The 21,448-nt window shown below is 59.3% G+C and carries 21 protein-coding genes; 4 read left to right on the top strand and 17 right to left on the bottom strand.

The annotated features are described in order from the left end of the window. Window positions 1-10 precede the first annotated feature (10 nt). The 5 genes from ACIQUG_RS33360 to ACIQUG_RS33340 form a co-directional block, all read right to left on the bottom strand. A complete protein-coding gene (locus tag ACIQUG_RS33360) occupies window positions 11-334 on the bottom strand; it encodes a hypothetical protein (RefSeq protein ID WP_043617725.1) in 324 nt (107 codons plus the stop codon). Between the two features lie 9 nt (window positions 335-343). Then, complete coding sequence (locus ACIQUG_RS33355; protein WP_402326646.1) at window positions 344-748, bottom strand: hypothetical protein; 405 nt, start codon at window positions 746-748, stop codon at window positions 344-346. A gap of 255 nt (window positions 749-1,003) precedes the next feature. Continuing rightward, window positions 1,004-1,234, bottom strand: coding sequence for a hypothetical protein (locus ACIQUG_RS33350; protein WP_402326645.1), 231 nt, complete (start codon window positions 1,232-1,234; stop codon window positions 1,004-1,006). 390 nt (window positions 1,235-1,624) lie between these two features. Further along, window positions 1,625-1,897 carry a hypothetical protein gene (locus ACIQUG_RS33345; RefSeq protein ID WP_402326644.1) on the bottom strand — a complete coding sequence of 91 codons (273 nt, stop codon included), beginning with the start codon at window positions 1,895-1,897 and terminating at the stop codon, window positions 1,625-1,627. A 902-nt stretch (window positions 1,898-2,799) separates the two neighbouring features. Continuing rightward, entirely contained in the window at window positions 2,800-3,063 is a 264-nt protein-coding gene (locus tag ACIQUG_RS33340) for a hypothetical protein (RefSeq protein ID WP_402326642.1), read from the bottom strand. Window positions 3,064-3,360: 297 nt separating this feature from the next. Between ACIQUG_RS33340 and ACIQUG_RS33335 the strand changes: the two genes are divergently transcribed. Beyond that, window positions 3,361-3,630, top strand: coding sequence for a hypothetical protein (locus tag ACIQUG_RS33335; protein ID WP_402326640.1), 270 nt, complete (start codon window positions 3,361-3,363; stop codon window positions 3,628-3,630). On the opposite strand, the gene ACIQUG_RS33330 is transcribed toward ACIQUG_RS33335, so the two are convergent. The 9 genes from ACIQUG_RS33330 to dinB form a co-directional block, all read right to left on the bottom strand. Next, on the bottom strand, window positions 3,599-4,117 hold the full coding sequence (locus tag ACIQUG_RS33330) for a hypothetical protein (RefSeq protein ID WP_402326638.1): 519 nt from the start codon (window positions 4,115-4,117) through the stop codon (window positions 3,599-3,601). The two genes, ACIQUG_RS33335 and ACIQUG_RS33330, sit on opposite strands and share 32 nt — an antisense overlap. Window positions 4,118-4,545: 428 nt before the next feature. Then, entirely contained in the window at window positions 4,546-4,854 is a 309-nt protein-coding gene (locus ACIQUG_RS33325) for a hypothetical protein (protein ID WP_402326637.1), read from the bottom strand. Between the two features lie 144 nt (window positions 4,855-4,998). Continuing rightward, window positions 4,999-5,586, bottom strand: coding sequence for a GNAT family N-acetyltransferase (locus tag ACIQUG_RS33320; RefSeq protein ID WP_402326635.1), 588 nt, complete (start codon window positions 5,584-5,586; stop codon window positions 4,999-5,001). Window positions 5,587-5,638: 52 nt separating this feature from the next. After that, complete coding sequence (locus ACIQUG_RS33315) at window positions 5,639-6,874, bottom strand: hypothetical protein (protein ID WP_402326681.1); 1,236 nt, start codon at window positions 6,872-6,874, stop codon at window positions 5,639-5,641. Window positions 6,875-7,049: 175 nt separating this feature from the next. Then, window positions 7,050-8,123 (bottom strand): class I SAM-dependent methyltransferase, encoded by a 1,074-nt coding sequence (locus ACIQUG_RS33310; RefSeq protein ID WP_402326680.1) that lies wholly within the window; start codon window positions 8,121-8,123, stop codon window positions 7,050-7,052. Between the two features lie 169 nt (window positions 8,124-8,292). Then, window positions 8,293-9,051 carry an autoinducer binding domain-containing protein gene (locus ACIQUG_RS33305; RefSeq protein WP_402326633.1) on the bottom strand — a complete coding sequence of 253 codons (759 nt, stop codon included), beginning with the start codon at window positions 9,049-9,051 and terminating at the stop codon, window positions 8,293-8,295. Between the two features lie 108 nt (window positions 9,052-9,159). Next, the gene (locus tag ACIQUG_RS33300; protein ID WP_402326632.1) at window positions 9,160-9,381 is read right to left on the bottom strand and encodes a hypothetical protein; all 222 of its coding nucleotides are present in this window, start codon (window positions 9,379-9,381) and stop codon (window positions 9,160-9,162) included. Window positions 9,382-9,462: 81 nt separating this feature from the next. Further along, the gene (locus tag ACIQUG_RS33295; protein WP_402326630.1) at window positions 9,463-10,254 is read right to left on the bottom strand and encodes an exonuclease domain-containing protein; all 792 of its coding nucleotides are present in this window, start codon (window positions 10,252-10,254) and stop codon (window positions 9,463-9,465) included. After that, a complete protein-coding gene (gene dinB / locus ACIQUG_RS33290; RefSeq protein WP_402326628.1) occupies window positions 10,251-11,348 on the bottom strand; it encodes a DNA polymerase IV in 1,098 nt (365 codons plus the stop codon). The genes ACIQUG_RS33295 and dinB overlap by 4 nt, the downstream gene beginning before the upstream one ends. A 152-nt stretch (window positions 11,349-11,500) precedes the next feature. Between dinB and ACIQUG_RS33285 the strand changes: the two genes are divergently transcribed. After that, window positions 11,501-13,075: a carboxylesterase/lipase family protein gene (locus ACIQUG_RS33285; RefSeq protein WP_402326627.1), complete on the top strand. Its 1,575-nt coding sequence runs from the start codon at window positions 11,501-11,503 to the stop codon at window positions 13,073-13,075. Between the two features lie 672 nt (window positions 13,076-13,747). Beyond that, window positions 13,748-14,068, top strand: a complete 321-nt coding sequence (locus ACIQUG_RS33280) for a hypothetical protein (RefSeq protein ID WP_402326626.1) — start codon at window positions 13,748-13,750, stop codon at window positions 14,066-14,068. 405 nt (window positions 14,069-14,473) lie between these two features. Here the strand turns inward: ACIQUG_RS33280 and ACIQUG_RS33275 are convergent, their stop codons facing one another. Together ACIQUG_RS33275 and ACIQUG_RS33270 are read right to left on the bottom strand one after the other, a co-directional pair. Then, complete coding sequence (locus tag ACIQUG_RS33275; RefSeq protein ID WP_402326625.1) at window positions 14,474-16,798, bottom strand: heavy metal translocating P-type ATPase; 2,325 nt, start codon at window positions 16,796-16,798, stop codon at window positions 14,474-14,476. A 79-nt stretch (window positions 16,799-16,877) separates the two neighbouring features. Then, the gene (locus ACIQUG_RS33270) at window positions 16,878-17,381 is read right to left on the bottom strand and encodes a universal stress protein (RefSeq protein WP_402326623.1); all 504 of its coding nucleotides are present in this window, start codon (window positions 17,379-17,381) and stop codon (window positions 16,878-16,880) included. Window positions 17,382-17,518: 137 nt separating this feature from the next. Here ACIQUG_RS33270 and ACIQUG_RS33265 point away from each other — a divergent pair, with 137 nt between their 5' ends. Further along, window positions 17,519-18,769 carry an MgtC/SapB family protein gene (locus ACIQUG_RS33265; RefSeq protein ID WP_402326621.1) on the top strand — a complete coding sequence of 417 codons (1,251 nt, stop codon included), beginning with the start codon at window positions 17,519-17,521 and terminating at the stop codon, window positions 18,767-18,769. On the opposite strand, the gene ACIQUG_RS33260 is transcribed toward ACIQUG_RS33265, so the two are convergent. Beyond that, entirely contained in the window at window positions 18,753-21,434 is a 2,682-nt protein-coding gene (locus tag ACIQUG_RS33260) for a cation-translocating P-type ATPase (protein WP_402326620.1), read from the bottom strand. The two genes, ACIQUG_RS33265 and ACIQUG_RS33260, sit on opposite strands and share 17 nt — an antisense overlap. Window positions 21,435-21,448 lie beyond the last annotated feature (14 nt).

Here is a 21,448-nt window from a genome sequence, read left to right as displayed (position 1 = left end):
GTCTTCTCCCTCAAAGGACATCGTCTTTCCACACCGGCTTGCGCACAACCTTCACCCGAACAAGCTTGCGGATGCGGAGCTTCCCAATGTCATGGCCCCAGGGCAACTCGAAAATCGCCCTTAGATAGTCTTTGTTACCGCATTTCTCGCAACGGAAGTTCGGCGCGATCTCATCTATCGCCACGTCTCCGCATAGCTTCAACAGGTCTCGACATCGATAGCGGTGTGCAATCCGACAGTACATGCAGTCGATCTTGACAATTTGGCCCGTTTCCTCGGCCTTCGATAAGGTATGCATGCGCTGCTGTCGGGTCAGTCCGTTCTGTTCCGGCACTGCATTAGCTCATTGTTGCGTTTGAGGGCCCAGTCCCGAGGCTCCTCCCGACCTGACGAACGTGCATTCGTACCTGGTTGTCAGTGCGGACAGCAGCGCGGACGTAATCACCTGCTTGGCATCGTCCCTCTTGGTTGCATCAACGCCCACGAGATGCTTCGCAATTGCCTCGGGCACGTTCCAGAGTTCTTCGGCCAACAGGTCTATTATTTCGCTTTCCGGCACCGTGACCCCATGTCGCTCGATCCGATGGTTCTTGCGGATGGCCTTGACGATCGTCGTCGCGATCCGATGCGCACTCGGTCTCTCGCGCTTGCGAGATTGCCCTGTGCCCGCCAGTGCGCGCTTTGCCGGCGCCGGTGTCGTCGTGAGATGGATATAGATGGCTTGATCGAGTTGATCGTGATTGGGCACAGGTCATCTCCCAGAGAAGAAAAATACCGATTTGTTTTGTGCCGCATTGAAAGAACGAGCGTCTCGGCTCGCGACCGGCGGTTTTCAGTCCTGTTTCGATGGTAACCCAGCCGGCGGCGGTGTTCGAAGCAAAACCAGGCGGAAGGGCCTTTGCCGTTAGCAAAACCGAGGCCGACCCACTTTTGCAACTGGGATGCTCTCAGTGATGCACCCACGGCCCCTCGAGCTTTTTCTTCGTGGCGGACGGATCATCGCTCACGATTGATCATCCTTCGGTCGCTCTAAGCTGGGCCGCCATCCCCGAGCAAAGCCCACACTCATCGAGCCTTCTGCCAAGGCCATCTGTCGGCGAAGGTGCTTGCAGTCATCCAGCAAGGTGCGGATCGTGGCGTCCTTGTCACCGTCGTGCCACGCAACGGCTGCGGCAGCCTCGTCCACTATCTCGATGTTGTCTTCAGTCTCAATCTTTCGGTGAGGGGCGGACATAGCTTCTCCTCTTCGGCAACGAACCGAAGTTGTTCATACGTAAGTTTTCAGGTTGGCGGCCGCATCGCCGTGGAATGTTCCTATTATGTTCTCGCTCGCTGGCAGAGTCAACGCCCCAATCGTCAAGGAGTGTGTGGCCAAGGGATCGCAGACCGCCTCACATTGTGGATGAGCGCCCTGACATCTGGTTTGGCTGTCACCGGTCGGGCGAAAATTGATGAGCGTCTCTAAAGACTTAACCAAATAGGAGGAGAAGGACACTCCCTTTGGGCGAATTGCGCCCTGCGCCTTAATCTATAGCCTTGTAAGAGCAGCGTCCTCAGTTAGACGACCCTGATGGCGCTTATAGCATGCCTTGAGCCTCTACCGGATCGGTAGAGGCTCGCTTTTTCAGGCGCTCAGTGGCGAGTTTTTCGGAGGGCAGTTCAATGTAGCGGCCGATCGACCAAGATAGGCGACAATCTGCAAGCTAAGTGGATCCTGGTTGCCGTACCTCTCTCCTATTCGGCCGGGTTCTTTCTTGGCGCTCGCCTGCTGCTCCACCTCGTCAATCACATAGTTTTCGTGCCCAACGGCGCAAATATCGCAACCTGCTGCAATCGCGTCGGCAACGAATGCCCGAATTTCGCTGGCGTCCATTTGCTGTCGATTATCTTCGGTCATGCCTAGTCCCCGTTGAGGCGATGAACCTAAGCTGCAATCTACCAAGGCGTCAGGGGCTGGTCGGGAGGCCGTCGTCGAGGTCATCACGGATGCATCAAAGATAACGCGGAGATCTGTTTCCTCGGTCTCGTCGTCTTCATCCTCGGATTCGTCAAAGGGGGAAATCGGTCGGCTCTCGTCCGTGTGCTGTCAGAATATTTGAGAAGCTATCGCCCTAGACATCACGGCTCTCCTTGCTTGTGGTATGGCCCGTCGCCGAGAGTCCTTTGCTGCGAGGACAGCCGACGCGCACTAGGACCCGGTCCGCGCCGGCAATATCCTCAGCAATGCGGCGGACAAAATCGTCACCGCTACAGTGGCCGACCTGCCCCTCTATGACGATGGATCTTCCGAGCACTCTGAAGCAGAGATTTTGCGTATCGAAGGGTGCTTCGGACGCGAGGGCGAATTTGATCGAAGCGATCAGCCCTGAAACGTCAGCACCTCCGCCGCCCCGGCAATCGAATTCCGGTCGTATAAAAACCAAGGAAACTCCTTCTCGGAGTATCAACTCACCGATAGAGACCTTGTTCCTTGATTGCTTGCTAATTTATTGATGGCAAAATAAATGGCCCCGAAAGGCGACTAAGGGGCCATGAGAGTAGGTTGCAGGCGCGGCATTGAACTGGACGGCAACGACCCGTCGACCGATCTTGATTGGCTCGGGTTTGACAGCGTTGGATACATCTGCCGAATCCGGAAAGAGACTGGCGGGCCGACAGCTGGCACTGCTCCGGCTCGACCCCGCGAACCTTTCAAGGCCGTGCCGGCGGCGCGGAACGAGGGTTAGACACCGCGTGCGAGATGACTGAGATGATCGGGGCGTGGGGATTGGTGCATTCGGAAGGTGAAGACTGAGTAGCTCAGTGGAGAGGGGAGGTCTTGCCCTTCCGAATGATGGCGCCGGCCGCTTCCTCGAACATCTTCTCCTTGGCATCCAGCATGAACCACCGGTTATGCGCCAGTTCAATCAGCGCGTCGGCGACCTCGCGCTCGGTCCAGCCGGCGGCCTCGCCATACTCGGCCACCGATTGGAAAACATCTTCCATTGCCATCTGGCAGTCCAGATCTCGATCGGGGTACAAGCCCGTCCGTTTCGGCGATACGTATCTTGGGTGCTTTGCCATGACGGACCTCCTTGGATCCGCAATAGAGCGCATTAAGCTATCCTCAAGCTTTCGCTAAAACGCTTGCGACTTTCTCGCGGTTCCGTGCGTTGATGCGGGACAGCGAAGAAGGCACTGTCAGCTGCGCCGGCCGATCCGATCCCCCGGCGCATCGAGCCTTGCGTCCCGACCCTCGTCGACAAGCCGCCGAAGGGGCCGGAATGGGCGTTCGAGGTGTGGGACGGTTACCGTCTTGCGGTCCACGTTGAGCCAGGCGAGGTGAGGGTAGTCACCCGCGGCGGTTATGCCGGCTAGGGCATGCGACCATCATTAGAAGGCGAAGCGGTTGTTCTCGACGAACAGGGCCGATCCGACTTTGGACATTTACAGCGCGCCGTCGGAAAGAAGCCTAGCCTGCACGACGCCGGCGAGAGCATTTCCTATGTCTTCGACCTGCTCTATCTCGACGGTCAAGACCTGCGGTCGGTGCCGCTTGAGGAGCGCCGGCGGCGGCTAGAGCCGATTATCGCTCGCCTTTTGGCGACAAGCCCAAATTTCATTGATCGCCGGGCGACGCCTGGCGTTTGATCCTGGTGAGCAGGGCCTCGACATCATCAAATTTCCCGTCCGCCATGGCCCTGATATCGGTCAGATCGAGGATCGCGGCGGCGATTTCGACCTCCGACCAACCCTGATGGCCCGCATCTTCCATCAGGGCCGACAGCACAGGGCCGATCGCCCGTTTGCACCGGTCATGACGGGTTTGATCTCCAGCGATGCCGGTCGTTTGATCCTCCCACTCCTCGCTCTCCCAGTCGTCGATTTGGTGCCAATCCCTGTAGATGGGCTGAGCGAAGACGAGGAGACGCCAGCGCTCGACGTCACCAGGACTATGGTTTTCGTGCTCGTTGAAGCCAGGCAAAACATCTTCGTCTCGCACAACGATTTCATGACCACAGGCAACGCAGCGGTAAATGCCGCCGTTCATGCCGACGGCGTCTCCGGCTTTGAATTCCTGGTCAAAGATGGGCGCCCTTGTGTGATAGAGGCCCTTGCGATCCTTGTACTGCGCCATCTCAACGGCTTTCTTGGTACGGAGGAACCTTTGAAGCGCTAAGGGACGCAGTCCCATCTACGACTTTCCGCGGGGCCCCCGACGGGTAGCGGGAGAAGATTGCCTGAACTTGGCGAGCGAGCGCCTGAGTTTCGTGATGTTTTTAGTCACGTGCTCGATGATGAGCAAATGCTTTTGTCTGCCCAGCACGATGGCACTGCCGCACCTTTCACAGGGGAGGTGCTCGTCGTCCCTCACTCGGTCGACCGGTGTCCCGTTTTCGTGGCCGCACTCGGGGCACTCGACGTCGATCTCATCGCTAAACATAACGCTCCCTCGATTGAGAGCGGATACCAGCACGACTGAAATCGGGGAGCAATGGTTAGGCGCTTACTCAAATGGGGCTACGACTTCGCCGTAGCGATTTTTCGCCCGGTCGAACGCTCGTTCTATGGCCTTGGATACCCTGAGCCGCCCTCGACGACGAGCATGCGCAATGCCCGAATGATGCTTGCGGCATCGATCAGCGTATCTCTGATCTCCTCGAGCGATAAATCTCTCACGCGCGCAGATGCTATCCCCAAATCGATCACGACATCCGTTGCTCGTCTGTCGCCTGCAAGGCCGGCCTGCGCTCGCAGGTCGCGGATCGTGTCGATCGATCGATCGAAGAGCCGGCTTACTTCGTAAGGTTCTAGCTTCTCCACCTCGTTGGCAGCTCTAACAAGTTCGGCAATAAATCCAGTCGTTTTAGACATTGCGATCCGAAAAACAAAACCGCATCAGGTCACGAGCCATGTTTTGCAGGCCCTGCGGCGGCTAAGAAAGAAGCCCCGCCATTGAGGCGGGGCGAGTGACGCACCCAAATGGCTCGATGGGCGCGGGGAAATCTCCAAGAAAAACTACTGGGGGGAAGGGGCAGGGGGGAAGGTCTGTTTCTGCGTTTCCGGTACGGTTTTGCCCAAAAGTTTTCCGGGACCGTACGGAGGCGCCAGGCGTCGGACCATGATCAATTCATCGTGTCTGCTGTCGTGACCGAGGAACCCGTCTGGAATGCGACCGACCGCCATGAAGCCATGACGCGCGTAAAAGTCTATCGCGGCTGTGTTTTCCGCATTCACGGCGAGCTCAAGCTGGAGGATTCCTCGGGCGAGCGCGTGCTCGGTCACAGCATGCAATAGATCGCCGGCAACGCCTGTCCGGCGTTCGCCCTTGCGGACATAGACGCTGACGAGCTTGGCGCGATGCACCATTTTCCTGGCACGTTCCAACCGGAGGCCCATCATGCCGACGGGTTGACCACCAAGAAAGGCAGCAAACACCGGCTGTTTCAGATGTTGGCGCCACTGACGGTCGGTGAGATGAACCCAATCAGCAAACACACTCGCATAGGCAAACGGCTCATGGGAGAGCGCCTCCAGGCGAATGCGCCGAAACACGTCCACGTCCTTGCCCGACAGACGTGTGATCACTGCGACGACAGTCGCCATATCGACCTCCCGAGGGTGCATCTTTATCGCGCAGCCTGGCGATACCCGCGCATCACAACCCCGACCACTGCCACTCGCTGGATCCGGCGCTGATAAGCCCCGCCGCCATTTGGTGTGAGAGATCGGTCCAGGCTTGATCTCGGGTGAAGCTGTCCAGATCCCCGGACGATTGTACAAGGGGCATCTCGGCGTAACGGGGAAGGGGTGTCGTGGCGCCTCTCAAAAGCTCGATCTCAACGAATGGATCCCCAGTATCGGGTTTCAACACACGGTGGCCCCAAATTCCGGGTCGATCGCCTCGCTGCAACTCGCGCAAAGCTTCCATCTCGTTCGACCGCTTAAGTCCAACTGCTGCAAGGTAACGCATAAGGGGATAGTAGATGACCTGGCGACACCCGCCGAGAACCCGCACTCCCGGCAAGATGGAGGCCACCAGGAAGACCAGATAAAGGTTCGGCATCAACTTACGCTGCCGAAGCGCCGCTGCGATCGTTTCCGGCCGGAACTCGATGTCGAAGTTCGACGCGTTCTTGGCTTTGAGCATGCTGTGGTCGAGGCGCAGCGGAACGATCCTGCCTCTTTCCATTCCCCAGAAGAAGTCCGTCGTTCGACGGAGCCACCCCTTCCAGGGGCCCGTGTCGATCCGGTCCATTGCAGTCAGCATGCTCTCGGCGACCTTTTCGTTTCCGACAAGCCCAACCGACATCCACGATCCGGCATCCTCAAGGTGGTCCGCAATCAGATCAGCGATATCAAAATCATCAAGCTGAAGCAGCTTGATAGAGGAGGGGAGTTTTCGGCGCCAAAGCACCTGATTGGCTGCTCGGATCGCGTCTGCCGCGGAAGCAAATTCATCGGTCGGAAGTTCGCCGAGGAGATGCGCCGCAGAGCTGTTCGGGGCCGATTCTCCTCGGGCGTTCGTCAGAGCGAACCGATAGGAACCGGTAGAGCCGCAGACGCAGAACGAATCCATTCGGCTCCGAGGCAGTCCGAAGAGGTTGAGCGGCTCACCTTCCAACCAGAGCCAGCCGGGACCTTTCTTTGCTCTTTCAGCAAAACTGACGGTCGAGGCGTGGTACGTGATGTGCCACTGACGCCGATGATTGTTGAGCCCAATGAGGCTGAACATATGGGTGTAGAAAGCATCCGGTTCGGTCAACAACAGGCAATGCGGGCCTGTCTGAAGGACGGGCGCCGTCATCAATTGCCGGCGGGCGTTTCGACCGTCCTCGGCACTATGGCCGGATCTCAGCGCCGCCCGTTCGATGCATCTGCCAAGCAGCTCCAAAGCATGTTGGCGCACGGAGCTTTCAGCCTGGATTTCACCAACACCGTAAGCTTGCGCCGCGTAGTCCTTCAGCGGACGCTCCCAGTAGGGGACGAGATGCGGCATCAACTCTGACAATGCGCGCCGCACGTCGGCTGCGGCGCAATGCTTACCGTCTGCAAAGGGTGGGGTCATTTCAGGAGCCCAGGCGCTTTGGCGCAAACGGCACCATGGTGTTGGCACAGCGCCAGGCGAGATCAGGAGCCAAGGGCTCGACGTCAGTATCGACGATTGCGAAAGGCAGCCGCTCGTAACAGTAGCCCGGAGGGATTGCCGGTTTCACCATCAACGAGACAAGTTCCAACAGGGCGGCCCGCGAATTGGACGATACGATGGTGTAGAAATTCCCGCTGTTCCAGGTCAGCACCGAGTAGCGAAAAAACGTCCTGAGAGCAGCAATGGTCGTCGCCAAATCGACCTGAAGGCCGGTCATCGTGTTCAGGACCTGGTCCTTCTTGCTGGAGATGTCGCCAAGCGAAAAGAAGCGGGATTTGAAGACTTCGTCCTTTTGGCGCTCTCGCTGTTCGTAGATTTCGAGTTCCTCATGCGCGAGCTTCTGCACCTGGACGAGGATACCGCCGGGGCGGATGCGGGGAACAATGAATTCCAGCTGCTTGACGCGGTCGCGATCGTACATCTGGAACGTGGTATCCTCCAAGAGAAGGTCAAATCCGTCCCGAAATGAAAGGAGATCCGGATCCGTCGCGTATCTCTCGCCGGTGAGCTCGAAGAACGGCCCATGGAAAAACTGAGCGTGTTCGCTTCCACGGTTTTCCTCGAATGCCACCCTGTTGGCGGCCGTCGGGCTGCAACAAAGCGCTTTGATACGACCATTGCCAAGGGCGGCAAGCGTGCGTGCAAGGCAGCCGGTGCCCGTTCCAAGCGTGTAGATTGTCGCCGGCGAAAGACCCCGTGCCCAGGTTCTCAGGGCAAAGGCGAGGATCGCAGAACCCAGTCGGCCTTCCTCCTCCAGTCTGTAGGGGATACTGGCGAAGTAGTGGTGATCGAAACGTCCCCAGAGGCGGCGATGCGTATCCGAAAAGACCGCTGCCTCCAGATCGAAGTCGAGCAGGCTCATATCAAGTTTCGGTTCAGCAAGGTCTGGAGCTCCGGTCTCACCGCTGGCGGTTTTTTCGAAGAATTCCGCAAACGATGTAAGCCGGGGAGCCCTGCGCCAGTGTTCAATCGTTGGGCCATCCACCTTTGCCATCTCCCGAGATAGCGGCGGGCGCAGTTTTTTGCTTGTGATCGCGCTGCCGCCGCTGGTGAATTTCTGGTCGTTGATGGTGAAGCCAGCCGTGGCACCAGCCAATCTATCGAAATCGGTAGGCTATTCTTTGGGGGAGGGACGAATCGAAGCCCGAGCGGGGCGGGACGGGTCAGACGCTGATCAACTCCCGATAGCTTGCCCTTGCAACAGCGTGATGGCTCGTGATGGCACCAAGCTTGAGCCGGGCGGAACGAAGATACAACCGAACGGCGTTTTCCGAGATCCCCAGATCCGCCGCGATCTGTTTTGAAATCCGCCCTCTTGCAAGCAACTGCAGGCACTGTGTCTCCCGCCTCGACAGTTTGCGGGTGCGGTTTGGCTTTCGAAAGCCGATGGCGTGAAACACCGTCTCGTGCAGATGGTGGGACAGGATCTGTAGCTCATGAAGGCTTGAAGCGCGTAGCGACGACCATTCCCCTCTGGGAAGCTTCGAGGTCACGGAAAAAAGGCAGCGCTCTCCGTTCGGTGCTCGGATGGGGATCGTCAAACCTCGGGCGCCAACCCCGTGCGCGCGCGCTTCGCGAAAGAAGCGCACGCGCCCGGCTGAGCGCCAATCGAGGGAAGACCAATCTACCGGAAGGAAACCCCACCGCATGACGTCAATGACCGGATCCATGTCGAAGTAGCGCTGATCGACATAGGTTGCGGTCCAGCTTTCCGGGTATGTCGTGCAGTAGTAGGGGTACGAACTCGAACCGTCCCCGCTAGAGACCACGAGGAATGTCATGTGAGCAACGCCGTATCGAACGCAAAGTTCGCCCAGCACGCGATAAAGATCTTCGCGATGCTTGGCAGCCCGCAGCGTTCTCAAAGCCAGCGACAGTCTGCGAGTGTCGATGGCAGGAATTGAAGTCCGGTTTTCTGCCATCAGTCCCGCGCTCAGATCAGAAGGCCGATCCTAATCGCATCGTCTTCCGGCACACAGTTGTAGGATTCGCCAGCGCGGTGGCCATGCAAACGAGTCGCTGCGGCAGAACTAATGCGTTGGCGCTTCGTGCAAGGCTGCAAACCAACCTGCATAGGGAGTGTTCTTGACGAGGCGCCGGTTGAAATCCTGAGCACCATCGCCCCACCAGGCCGGCCCCTGTTCACCGAGCGCGACCTTGGCATCATCGACACGCTTTCTGCGTCGCCGATCTGCGCACCTGACCGCCATCAATTCCTTCACCACGTGCGCGCGTGGGGCCTCATCGAGCATGGGATTGCTTCTTCACGAGACGTCCACGGACAAGATATCGAAGGTCCGGTTCGTCGCGGTATTTTCCACGCGATGACCACATCAGAGGAGCGACTTTTGCACCGGCTCGACGACGGTCTGCGAGCCGTTCGCACCTCGACGATCGAGTTCGCTCTGCGCACTGAAGCGAATATCGCCATCGCGGTCGCGCGCAAACTCCCGTAGCGCGTCATCGCTGAGACGATCCCATCCCTTTCCGCGGTTGGGACCGGATGGAACACGCGGGAGCAAACCCGGTTCGTTGCTCCAGATCAGCAACTGGTCCAGCGATGTTTCGTTCAAGAGATCCCGAAGATGGTGCGCCGTAACATATGCGTCCGGCATGGCCCGGTGCGCGGGTAGACCGATTTCGTGGACGAGCCCTTCGGGCATACGCTGATAGCGCAGAATCTGGTTGGAGAAGCGCGGCAGCTCCGGCCAAACACGAAGCGCAGATTTCCAGGTGCAGATCCAAGGCGTGCCGCCCGTGTACCTCGCCTTGCAGTAGCGCTTCTCGAACGCAGCCCGGTGCGCAGCGAGCGCGTCGATCCGCCCCTGCGGGCGAAGAATGCTGGCGGCGATCTCCTTCCAGAACGGAGCGCCGGCAACGTCAGCATCCCGGATGTGGTGAACGGCCATGGTATCGGGGGAGATTGGCCGTCCCGGATTGACCAGCACCGCACCGCGCTCGTCGCTGAGCGCCCATTTACCGTCCTCCCGTTGGACGACGTCCTGCCAGCCGATCTCGCAGACGTCGTTTGGGCCGTTTCCACCGGTCTCGAGATCAATGACACGGATTCTGGGTGGGGAGGTATCGATGACGGTCGCCTGCTTTCCTTGCTGTTGTCGGATCATAAATTTAGGTCGAGCTGCCGTTGTTCCTCGCAGTCGCCGCTCTGATCGTTGGTGAGAGACGAGAGCGTGACGCCGAGCAGCCTGACCGATCGGCGAAACGGGTAAACTGTCGCAAGCAAGACTGAGGCCGTCTCGATGATTTCCGGAACACCTGTGATCGCTAGCGTGCTTGTCCGGCTGCGGGTCGCCTGGGTAAAATCCGAATATTTGATCTTCACCGTAACCGTCTTGCCGCTTATCCCCTGCGCGTCGCAATAGCGCCAGACCTTGTCCGCCAATGGCCCCAATTCCGCGATCGCCAGGTCAAGATCGGTAATGTCGTCCGTGAACGTATCTTCGGCGCCCACGGATTTGCGGATGCGATCGGGACGCACTTTCCTCTCGTCGATGCCTCGGGCGATACTATGGAAATAAGGGCCGGATTTGCCGAAGTGCTGGCTGAGAAATTCCAGCGGCTTCGCTTTCAGGTCCGAACCGGTCTTAATACCGAGCCGATGCATTCTTTCGGCTGTCGCAGGTCCGACGCCATGGAACTTCTTCACGGGAAGTCCCGCGACAAACGCTGGACCATTTTTCGGCGTGATGACCGCCTGGCCGTTGGGCTTGTTGAGATCGCTCGCCATTTTCGCAAGAAACTTGTTGTAGGAGATGCCGGCCGACGCATTGAGCCCAGTCGCTTGCTTGATCTTCGCGCGGATCTGAAGCGCAATCTCAGTGGCGATTTCCATACCCATCAGGTTTTCTGTGACGTCCAGATAGGCTTCGTCGAGCGATAGCGGTTCGATCAGAGGTGTGTATTCGGCGAAGATCTCTCTAATCTGCTGCGAAACGGCTTTGTAGACGTCAAAGCGCGGCGGCACGAAGATCAGATCGGGGCATTTGCGTTTGGCGGTAATCGACGGCATCGCTGAATGAACGCCGAACTTGCGTGCCTCGTAGCTTGCCGCGGCGACCACGCCGCGGGCGGCGGATCCACCAACCGCAAGTGGCTTGCCCCTCAGCTCCGGATTATCGCGCTGTTCGACCGACGCGTAGAAGGCATCCATGTCAACGTGGATGATCTTTCTCATGGGTATTGCGGTCGTGTCGTTCATGGTGGTGCAGGCAGCGGAAATGTGAAAACAAAAAGAGAACATATCAGCACGATGACCGGATTCCAATCCGTCTTGGCACTGCCTTGCAGTAGCGCACCGGTGGTATCCGCTAGTATATTCAGCGTCGGCGGAGTCAACCAGTGGAGGTCGCTGTGCTTTCGCGCGAAGGTTCAATGTCATCCTTGTTGATGGCGCTCTTGATCGCCGCACCGATCGGCGCTGGAGCGGAAACGGCTGATACGGTCACGATCGATTCCGGGAAGGTTCAGGGCGTCGAAACCGATGGCATTGTCAGCTTCAAAGGCATCCCATTCGCGATGCCCCCTCTTGGCGATCTGAGATGGCGTGTGCCGCAGCCGGTGACCCCATGGGGGCAAACGCTCAAAGCCAATACGCTCAGTGCCGACTGCATCCAGCCACAGGAAGCGAGCACAGGCGCGGGAGCCGCTGAAAACGTCTCTGAAGACTGTCTTTATCTCAACGTTTGGGTTCCAGCCAATGCTGAAGATAAGCAGCTCCCAGTCTTTTTCTGGATATATGGCGGAGGCCTCACAAAGGGTGGGGCGACAGTCTATCCAGGCGAAGGATTGGCCGCGCAGGGTGTGATCGTGGTCACAAGCAACTACCGGCTGGGCAGACTCGGCTTTTTCGCGCATCCGGGTGTAGCAGCCGAGGCTCCTGACGACGTCTACGGCAACTACGGATACATGGACCAACTTGCCGCACTGAAATGGGTCCAACGTAACATCGCTGCCTTTGGGGGCGACCCGACAAAAGTCACCATCGCAGGCGAGTCGGCGGGCGGCGGCAGCGTCATTGCGCATCTGATCTCACCATTGTCCAAGGGCTTGTTCAGAGCCGCAATCGTCGAATCCCCAGGTTTGATGACCGCGAGAGCCTACCCGGGTCCCGTAAAGCCGCTGGAAGTAGCCGAAGGGAGCTCGATCGAGTACGCAAAGACGTTGGGCCTGACCGGAGACGATGCCTCAGTTCTGAGACAGCTCCGCGCACTTCCCGCCAAGACGTTTTCTGAGGGAGTTCTGAGCTACGCGATGGCGGGCTTCGGTGGGACCCAGATACCGGGTCTCAGCTCATCAATGATCGATGGACGAATGATCCTGGAATCGGCTGAAACGGCATTGCGGAACAAGCGCCAGACGATGGTTCCGGTTATCGCAGGAGCCAACGACGCCGATCTCGGCGTCACCCCCGGCCTGACGAAGAACGCCCTCTTCGCCCGGTTCGGCGTGTTGGCCAACGAGGCAAGACGGGTCTACGATCCCGACGGCGATGTCGACGTAAGGGCGCTCCTGCAAGACATTCCGGCGGATTGTGGGATGGTCGAACCATCCCGATATCTGGCTGAGGCGATGACGGAGGCTGGCCAGAAAGCCTATTTCTACCGCTTCGGCTATGTCGCGGAAGTCATGCGCGAGAAAGTCCCTGGGGCGATCCATGCCGCCGAGGTCGCCTACGCCTTCAATGTGATCTCGCACCTCTTGGGGGACAAGGCCACACCGGCCGATCTGAAGACTGCCGAGATGGTGAGCAACTACTGGGTGAATTTCGTCAAGACAGGCGATCCCAATGGCGACGGTCTGCCAGATTGGAAGCCGTACGACACCAAGAGTGGTGACGTTCTCAATATTACAAATGACGGCATCGCTTATGGGACTGATCCGATCAAGGTTAGGTTGGACCTGTGCCAACAGGCTTACCTACAGTGATCGAGTTTCAGTCGCGCGGGTAGGACCCGGAGTTTGGATCGATCCGGAAGGCTATCGGCAATTCGTCGCACAAAAGAAGCGAGCGTTCGAAGACGAAGTTGATCGCGAACGCGCCGCCAAGCCGAAGACAGAGTGCGACCTCTAGAAAGCCTGGCAATCAGCGCAAAGGGCGCCGGCAGCATGCCGCTGAATAATGCTCCGCCAGAGTGGAGTATTTGATCCGTGTCAAGGCGCCGGCCCGTAGATCGTGCGATCGGGTGTGCCAGTGGTTTTCGTCAGTTGCGCAGCCCCTTGTGCCTCGTGGAAAGAATATCGTGACACAGGACCTCGTCGCAAACAACTTTGGTCGCTGGTGCAGCACAAGGGAGGAGATCACGGTCATCGCACACAGGACGAGGACGAGAAGGCTTTGTCAATCGCCCGGCTTCCCACTTGTTCGACCGGCGGCACGCGTGGAATTTGGGAGTGTTTACGAAACCCTCCTGCCGCCAGGGGACGTTCACAGCTGTTGCGAAATCAATCCAGTCCGTCGCAGTGGTTTGCCATACAAGCCTGCCGTTCGCATCGACGGCGGCGGGCGCCGGCCTTACACGTGATCAGCAGACGCCGCCGAAATCGAAGTCAACTGAGTTTCACTGCCACGACTTTGGGCTATCTATCGGAGAGGGAACCATGAGCGAATTTCAGAACAAGGCCGTTCGGCTCGCCGCGGCCAGTACTGGCACGGCATCCATAACCGACCCTCGTGAATGCCAGAAGCGGTTTCTGGCCGCTGCCCTCGAGCTCAATGGGGCACTGGAGCAGACATCCGAGCAAAGGAACTCTTCGTCGGAAATAGCGGGATCTCCAAGGCGTATCGATCTCATCATAGGTGACCTTATGAAAGAACTGGCAATCGTGGGTCACTTGTTCGACATCGATATCATGCAGGCTGGGCACAACACGCTCGACCGGAGATTGAGCGAGATCAAAAGCGCCCTCATCAGACAGTAATCGGTACTCCCGGGGAAGGCCCGTCGATTACCGTGTCGAACTTTCATTGGTTTGTGCCGATCCGCCGGCGCATTTGCTTTCCTTCAGTACCAGGCCGCCAGCACCATCGGCAACCAGTGTAAAGCCTCGCAATATGAGCGTTGCGGCCGGCCTACCGGCCACGACGACACCCGCAAGCGACGGGCAAATGCGGGACGTGGGTCACACGCTCCGGGTCAACCTTGGCCCAGAAAGCCGCAAATCGACGATAGCTATCGTCTTGGTCAAGGCTTCTTCTCTCGCGTCCGCCAGGATGTGGTCATGTTCGGTTGGCAGCAGGTGCGCGCCTGAACTCAAATAACCGAGCCAGCAGATCGTCGGTCGTAATTGCGTGCGCCTTCAAACGACAGGCGCCTCAGCCTTACCCTAATCCGCTTCGAGCGCTCGGTAGATTTCCTCCTCCTGGGCAAAGTGCAGCCGCACGACCGCCTCAAGCCCATGGAGCAGGCGCTGGATCTCATAAAGCTGCTCGCGGTTTGGTTTCGCAAAAGCGATTGCCTGGCGAAGGGACGTAAGGTGATGGACCTGGCGCCGGATCTCCATGTGGGTCCGGCTCATTCCGGCCAGAGCATGCGTTGCGCCGAGCCGCCGGCGCAGAAGCGGATACAAGACGCGATCGTCGTGGCGTTCGTGTGGGAGAAGCCGCTCGCGCAGCAGTGCATCCAACTCAGCCAATCTCTCAGAGACTTCCGCTAAGGGCAGATGCTTTATCCGTTCGCTGGTGTGGCGTATCTCGTCGACCACGGCCATCAGATTGCGGTGTTCGGCCTCAAGGTCAGCCAATTCTTGCTGTGAAAGTTGCTTCTTCTCATCTCCGATACGCAGCGGATTGCCTAGGGCGCGAAGTGCGTTGAGAATGGCAACGACGTCGATCGCTTCTTGAACCAGTGCCCCCTGGATGGGCGCCAGATAGCCAAAGGCGGCAAAGACCATACCGACAACCGACAGGCCCATTCCCGCGTAGACGGTCTGGAGGGCAATGCGCCTGGATCGCTGGGCGATATGCATGGCGCTCACCAGGCGATCCAGCCTGTCAACCAGGATGACGACGTCGGCCGCCTCCGCCGAGGCCGCGGCCCCGCGGGCGCCCATCGCGACACCGACATCGGCAGCGGCGAGGGCCGGCGCATCGTTCACGCCATCGCCCACCATCATGACGGCCGCGCTCGCCTTCTCGCGCTCCACCAGCCGGGTTTTGCCTTCCGGCTTCATTTCGGCAACGATGCTGTCAATGCCGAGAAATGAGGCGAGGCTTTCGGCAATGTCGGCCCGGTCGCCGGTGGCCAGCACAATTCGCTGGATACCGGCTTCACGCAACTGTCTGAGAACCGTACCCGCTTCCGGCCGGACTTCATCGGCGAGGAGAAACGCGCCGGCAAGAACGCCATCTTCGACGACGGCGATCGCGATTGTCCCTTCCCTCCTGATCCAGATTTCGATCTCGTTCGAAAAATCGTCGGTGTCGATCCGTGGAACGATGAAGTCCCATCCACCGACCGCGATCTGCCGACCGTTGACGCGACCTGTGATGCCCGAGCCCGGCAACTCACTGAGATCAGACGTCGGCAGGAGGAAAAGTCCACGCTCGCGCGCAGCAGCGACAAGGGCGCATGCGACGACATGGCGGGAACCCTGATCGATCGAGGCGGCCATCTGCAGGACATCTTTCGGGTCACGGTCGCCGCGGACCTTTATCTCCAACAGTCGTGCTCTGCCGTCTGTCAGAGTACCAGTCTTATCGAGCATGACGGTTTTCGCGCGAGCAAGCATTTCGAGTGCGCCGCCACCTTTCACCAGGATCCCCCTGCTTGCGCAGCGCGAGACACCCGATATGAGCGCGACGGGAACTGCGAGAATGAGAGGGCAGGGGGTCGCAATCACCAAGACGGCAAGCGCCCTTGCCGCTTGCCCCGATTGCAGCCAGGCCGCTGCGGCGAGAAGCAGCGTCACCGCCAGAAAACCGAGCGCGTATCGGTCCGCAAGGCGGGACATGGGCGCCTTGGCCGTCTTCGCGGCCTCGACCAACCTTGCAATGCCCGCATAGGTGCTCTCGTTTGCAGTACGCGTCGCAAGCATCTCAAACGGGTTGCCAGGGTTGATCGATCCGCTCATCAGGTCCTCGCCCGATCGATGGAGGATAGGCAGGGCTTCGCCAGTGAGAGCCGATTCGTCCAGCATCGCCGCGCCTTCTTTCAAGCGACCATCGACAGGCAACATCTCGCCGCTTCGCACAAGAATGCGGTCCCCAACCTGGATTTTCTCGATCGCGATCTCTTCGAACTCGGCGCCTGTGAAGCAGGCCGCCGTACGGGGAAGGCGCTGAAGCAGCGCCGTCAATTCGTGGCGTGCTCGTCGTTGGGCAAAGTCCTCAAGCGCCTCCCCACCCGCAAACATCATCGCAATGACGATTCCGGCAAGATATTCTCCAAGGATCAGGGCGCCACCCATGGCGAGAGCAGCGATCAAATCCAAGCCGAATTCTCCTCGAAAGAGGCTCGATCCAATCTGCGTGGCAAGGCTTACAAGGGTGAGGGCCGTTCCCGCTCCCCAGAGCCATTCGCTCAAATCGTGGCGGCCCGCGAACCAGGCACCCGCTCCCGCGAGAAGAAAGGCGCAATTCACCGCAAGGAGTGCGCTTTTCGGCAATGCTCCTTCCTGCCATTCAAACGCAAATGCCAGTTGCTCGCGCAAGGCTCGTTTCCTTCACTCACGGCAGTTCCGGTTCACATGGTTCATCTGTCAACACGGCCCGTCTGTCGCCTCGCAGATTTCAACGTGCGATGAGGACGGAGCAATGCGCGTGATTTGCAACCTTCTCCGAGACGCTCCCCAGAAACAGGCCTGCCAGCCCGCCGAGACCGCGGCTTCCAACGACAATCATGCTGGCGTCGATCTCCCTTGCGGTCTCGACAATGGTTTCGGCACAGTTTCCTGCCTCCACGCGCGCACCGACGTTCTGAACGCCCGAGCGTCGTGCCTCGCTGGCAGCTTCCTCCACGATCTGCTCACCGGCAATCAAGGTGTCCCGGTCGATGCCGTCGCCCGGCCGCCGCAAAATCTCCGTTGGTTTCTGCATTCCAGGGATCATGGTGCCGACCGGAAAGACGCGCGCGATGCCTGGAGGGCCTCCCGGCGCGCCTGAGGCGAGCGGTGCGACCACGTGGAGAACGGTCAGGGAAGCGCCAATCGACCTGGCGACCCTGACTGCCATCGCCACGGCAGCGTGCGCCTGGACAGACCCGTCGGTTGCAACAAGGATGCGATCCTCAGCCATCAGCACTTCCTCCGAGAGGTAACCTGGTGCAATGCGACGGTAAAAGCATTGACCTTCGTCAAAGACAGAATGACGTTCAACGTCCAAGAAAATACCATGGCTTATCTTAGCCGGAACACGGCCTTCGAGAGCGCAAAATGGAACCGCTTATCCTTCGTCTGGGGCTCGCGCTTGCAATCGGTCTTCTGGTCGGATTGGAACGGGGATGGCGCGAAAGGGATGCGCCGGAAGGCAGTCGCACGGCCGGCATTCGAACCTTCGGGATCTCGGGCCTTCTTGGCGGCATCGTCGCGGCGGTGTCAGAAGCCCAGAACAATCAGATCGTGTTTGCCGCGGGATTGCTGGGGTTCACGTTGAGCTTGACCTGGTTCAAGCTGCGAGAGGCTCGGCGCGACGAAGATTTCAGTGTGACCAGCGTCGTCGCCGGACTGTGCGTTTTCTCGCTGGGCGGGCTTGCGGTTGCGGGCGATTACAAGGCGGCGGCCGCCGGCGGGGCGGCGCTGGCAGCGGTGCTTGCAAGCAGGGAACTTCTTCACAATCTCCTCAAGCGGCTAACCTGGCCGGAACTGCGTTCGGCTCTCGTGCTTGCGGTAATGACGGCGATCGGACTGCCGCTTCTACCGAACCAGGCGATCGACCCCTGGGGCGGTTTCAATCCCCGCGAGGTGTGGTTTCTAACGGTCCTCAGCGCCACGATCTCCTTTGCCGGATATGTGGCAACGCGCTTGCTAGGATCGACGCGCGGACTTCTTGTCAGCGGCCTTGCGGGCGCCATCGTCTCATCAACGGCAGTCACGGCAAGCTTCGGGCAGAAAGCGCGCGCTGGAGAGCCTGCTCGGCCGCTCGCAGGGGCGGCAAGTATGGCTGCTGCCATCTCCTTGCTGCGGGTACTCGTCATCGTCCTCGTGCTGTCCCCCCAGCTACTTGCACTCGTCGCGCCGCCCCTTATGTCGGCAGGTCTCGTATTTATCGGGTTGGGAAGCCTTTTGTTGGCCAAAAGCCACCCCGGTCCTGGCAATGACGTCGATGCGAGAAATCCCTTTGAGCTGATGCCACTCCTTGTTTTTGCCGGCCTGTTTTCGGCAACGGCGACACTTGGCGCAGCTGCGATAACAAGGATTGGCAACAACAGCTTGATTGGCATTTCGGCGGCATCAGGCATCTTCGACGTCGACGTGGCCGTACTGACCGCGTTGCGCTCCGCCGGCGGCGCGATGCCGCCTGATACCATCGGTGCTGCCGTATTGGCAGCCGCGCTTGTCAATGCCGGGGGCCGAATATTCGTCGCGATTCTATCTGGTACCGCCGGATACTGGCTGCCGCTCGGTCTCGTCTCGCTTGTTGCCGCAGCAATTGGCGCAAGCACTTACTTCATGATGATGCCGTAGGTCTGTTGCGACCGCGCCATTTGTCGAGCTCCATGACGAGAAGAACGGACAAGGCGGCAAGCAGGAGCACTCCCCATTCCACCGGCCCGATCGGTGAAACCTGAAGGGTGTTGCTGAGAAGCGGAACATGCATGGCGATGATATGGATGCCCAAGGCTACGGAAATGCACCAGAGCAGGAGCGGATTGGCAAACATGCCGAGCGAGAGCACGGATTTTCGCTCCGACCGGCTGGCGAAAGTCTGGAAATTCTCAAACAGAACAAACAGCAGCAAGAGCAGGTTCCGGGCATCACTTTCACTGGAGCCCTGCTGAAGCGCGAAGTAGAACATCGCGAAACCGCCGCCTCCCATGACGAGTGTCGTTTGGCAGAGACGGCGGATCATCATCCGGTCGAAAATTGGTTCATTCGGCCTGCGCGGCGCGCGTGAGAGTTCATCACCCTCGGGCCCTTCGCTTGCAAGGGCGACATCCTGGATTCCGTTTGTGACAAGATTGAGCCAGAGGAGCTGCACTGGCAGCAGCGGCATTGGCAGTGCGAATGCGGCGGCCAAAAGGAATAGCACCAGTTCCGCCGCTCCTGTGGAGGCAAGCATGAAGATGACCTTGCGGATGTTGGCGTAGGCGACGCGACCTTCCTTGATGGCGCTGACAATCGATGCGAAATTGTCGTCCGTGATGATAATGTCGGCGCTCTCCTTGGCGACATCCGTGCCCTTGCGCCCCATCGCAACCCCGATATGTGCGTGCTTAAGCGCAGGCGCATCGTTGACCCCGTCACCCGTGACGGCGACGAAGTGCCCGTTTCGCGAAAGGGCGTGGACAATCGCGAGCTTCTGCGAGGGAGCGATGCGTGCATAGATGCGGCCCCGGCGTGCGAGCGCGTCGAGGCTTGCCTGCCCACGCTCCTCAGCCAGGCTTACCTCTTGGCCCGTGACGACCTGATCGATGGCGAAGGTCAGACCCGCATCAGCCGCGATCGCCGCGGCGGTTCTTGGATCATCCCCGGTGAGCATGACCACCTGAACGCCGGCGCCGTGACAGTCGCGAATGGCGGCAGGAACTTCAGGTCTGATCGGATCCTGCATGCCGACGAGCCCAAGAAAAACTAGGTCGACAAGAAGATGCCGACCTAATCCGCCATCGTCTTCGACCGCGGTTTCGCCTTCGGCAAAAGCCAGTACACGCAGGCCCCGGGCGGCCATCTCCTCCTTCTGGCGCAAAAGCCTGTCACGGTCGATCCTCACCGCATGGCCTTCCATCTCCATTCGGTCCGACATTGCGATGAGCGTTTCAGCCGCGCCCTTCACGAAGATGCGCACCCCGTCGCGATGGCGATGAAATGATGCGGCGTACTTGATTTCCGGCTCATAGGGGATGCGGGCAATCAGGGGATAGTCGTCCTCAATCGTTTCTCGCGGCAGGCCCGCCTTGTGGGCGGCGGCGAGAAGTGCGACATCGACCGTGTCGCCGACACTGGTCCAACCATCTTCACTCCTTGCAAGCGACCCTTCATTCGGAAGCGAGGCCGCCCGGAGAAGCGCCATCGCGCGGATACGCGCCTGGTCGGGCGAGGTGTCCTTGCCGCGGATCTGGCAGGCTTCGATATCGGCGTGCGTGTCGCAGTAGAGGTCGGTTCCATCAGGCAGGCGAATGTCGGTGACGGTCAACTCATTAAGGGTCAATGTTCCGGTCTTGTCGGTTGCGATGATCGTACATGACCCGAGCGCTTCAACAGCCGGCATACGGCGAACGATGACGTGCTTCCTGGCCATCCGACGCATGCTGATCGCCAAGGCGACCGAGATCGCGATCGGGAGGCCCTCTGGGATTGCGCTCACGGCCAGGCCGACCGCCATCATGAAGAGATCACTCGGTGCCATCTCGCGGGCGATGCCGACAAATATCAGCAAGACGACGACGATTGCGACGACCAAGGCAATGAGTTTCGAAAAGCCCTCCAGCCGGATCAGCAAGGGCGATTTGGCAAGCGGCGCCTTTGCTATGTCGCTTGCGATCTTGCCTATTTCACTGTTTTTGCCAGTCGCTGAGACTATGCCACGTGCGCGGCCGCGTGTGACCAGCGCACCGGCATAGGCGACGAAGCTTCGTTGCTTTTTGCCTGTGGTTGAGACCGGGGTTGGCGACTTTCGAACTGGCGACGACTCGCCTGTTAACAAAGACTCGTCGCAAAACAGACCGTCGACTTCGATCAATTGCATGTCTGCCGGCACGCGGCCGCCGGATTCCAGTGCGACGAGATCGCCCGGCACGACCAGTCGTGTGTCGAGCTCAACCAGATGCCCGTCTCGCACGACGCTGGCTTTGGGCTGCTCGAGTTTTCGCAGCGCCAATGCCGCCTGGCCGGCAGAGTGTTCCTGAATGGTTCCGACCGCAGCGTTTGCAACAAGGACGATCCCAATGAAGGAAGCATCCCTGACATCGCCCAGAAGGAACGACACCAGCACCGCTGCAAGCAGAATATAGATGAGCGGGCTGCGGAACTGGCGGATGAAGGTAGAAGCCACCGACCCCGCCCGCGGTTCGGGCAGGGCGTTTGAACCGGTCTCGGCAAGCCGAATGCGCGCTTCTTCGCTCGTCAGCCCGGCATAGCCGCTATCGTCCTCATTGTGCCGGGCGAGGCTGCAGATCATCGTATCGGACATCGTGAGCCCCTTGT

This window comes from Ensifer sp. NPDC090286 (assembly GCF_044769565.1).
Lineage (GTDB): Bacteria > Pseudomonadota > Alphaproteobacteria > Rhizobiales > Rhizobiaceae > Ensifer.
This window is presented reverse-complemented; position numbering and strand designations above follow the sequence as displayed.

Coding starts and splice junctions, on each gene's coding strand:
- ACIQUG_RS33350 (WP_402326645.1), bottom strand. CDS start 1,234: ATGTCCGCCCCTCACCGAAAGATTGAGACTGAAGACAACATCGAGATA.
- ACIQUG_RS33345 (WP_402326644.1), bottom strand. CDS start 1,897: ATGACCGAAGATAATCGACAGCAAATGGACGCCAGCGAAATTCGGGCA.
- ACIQUG_RS33340 (WP_402326642.1), bottom strand. CDS start 3,063: ATGGCAAAGCACCCAAGATACGTATCGCCGAAACGGACGGGCTTGTAC.
- ACIQUG_RS33335 (WP_402326640.1), top strand. CDS start 3,361: ATGCGACCATCATTAGAAGGCGAAGCGGTTGTTCTCGACGAACAGGGC.
- ACIQUG_RS33330 (WP_402326638.1), bottom strand. CDS start 4,117: ATGGCGCAGTACAAGGATCGCAAGGGCCTCTATCACACAAGGGCGCCC.
- ACIQUG_RS33325 (WP_402326637.1), bottom strand. CDS start 4,854: ATGTCTAAAACGACTGGATTTATTGCCGAACTTGTTAGAGCTGCCAAC.
- ACIQUG_RS33320 (WP_402326635.1), bottom strand. CDS start 5,586: ATGGCGACTGTCGTCGCAGTGATCACACGTCTGTCGGGCAAGGACGTG.
- ACIQUG_RS33310 (WP_402326680.1), bottom strand. CDS start 8,123: ATGGCAAAGGTGGATGGCCCAACGATTGAACACTGGCGCAGGGCTCCC.
- ACIQUG_RS33305 (WP_402326633.1), bottom strand. CDS start 9,051: ATGGCAGAAAACCGGACTTCAATTCCTGCCATCGACACTCGCAGACTG.
- ACIQUG_RS33300 (WP_402326632.1), bottom strand. CDS start 9,381: ATGCTCGATGAGGCCCCACGCGCGCACGTGGTGAAGGAATTGATGGCG.
- ACIQUG_RS33295 (WP_402326630.1), bottom strand. CDS start 10,254: ATGATCCGACAACAGCAAGGAAAGCAGGCGACCGTCATCGATACCTCC.
- dinB (WP_402326628.1), bottom strand. CDS start 11,348: ATGAACGACACGACCGCAATACCCATGAGAAAGATCATCCACGTTGAC.
- ACIQUG_RS33280 (WP_402326626.1), top strand. CDS start 13,748: ATGAGCGAATTTCAGAACAAGGCCGTTCGGCTCGCCGCGGCCAGTACT.
- ACIQUG_RS33270 (WP_402326623.1), bottom strand. CDS start 17,381: ATGGCTGAGGATCGCATCCTTGTTGCAACCGACGGGTCTGTCCAGGCG.
- ACIQUG_RS33265 (WP_402326621.1), top strand. CDS start 17,519: ATGGAACCGCTTATCCTTCGTCTGGGGCTCGCGCTTGCAATCGGTCTT.
- ACIQUG_RS33260 (WP_402326620.1), bottom strand. CDS start 21,434: ATGTCCGATACGATGATCTGCAGCCTCGCCCGGCACAATGAGGACGAT.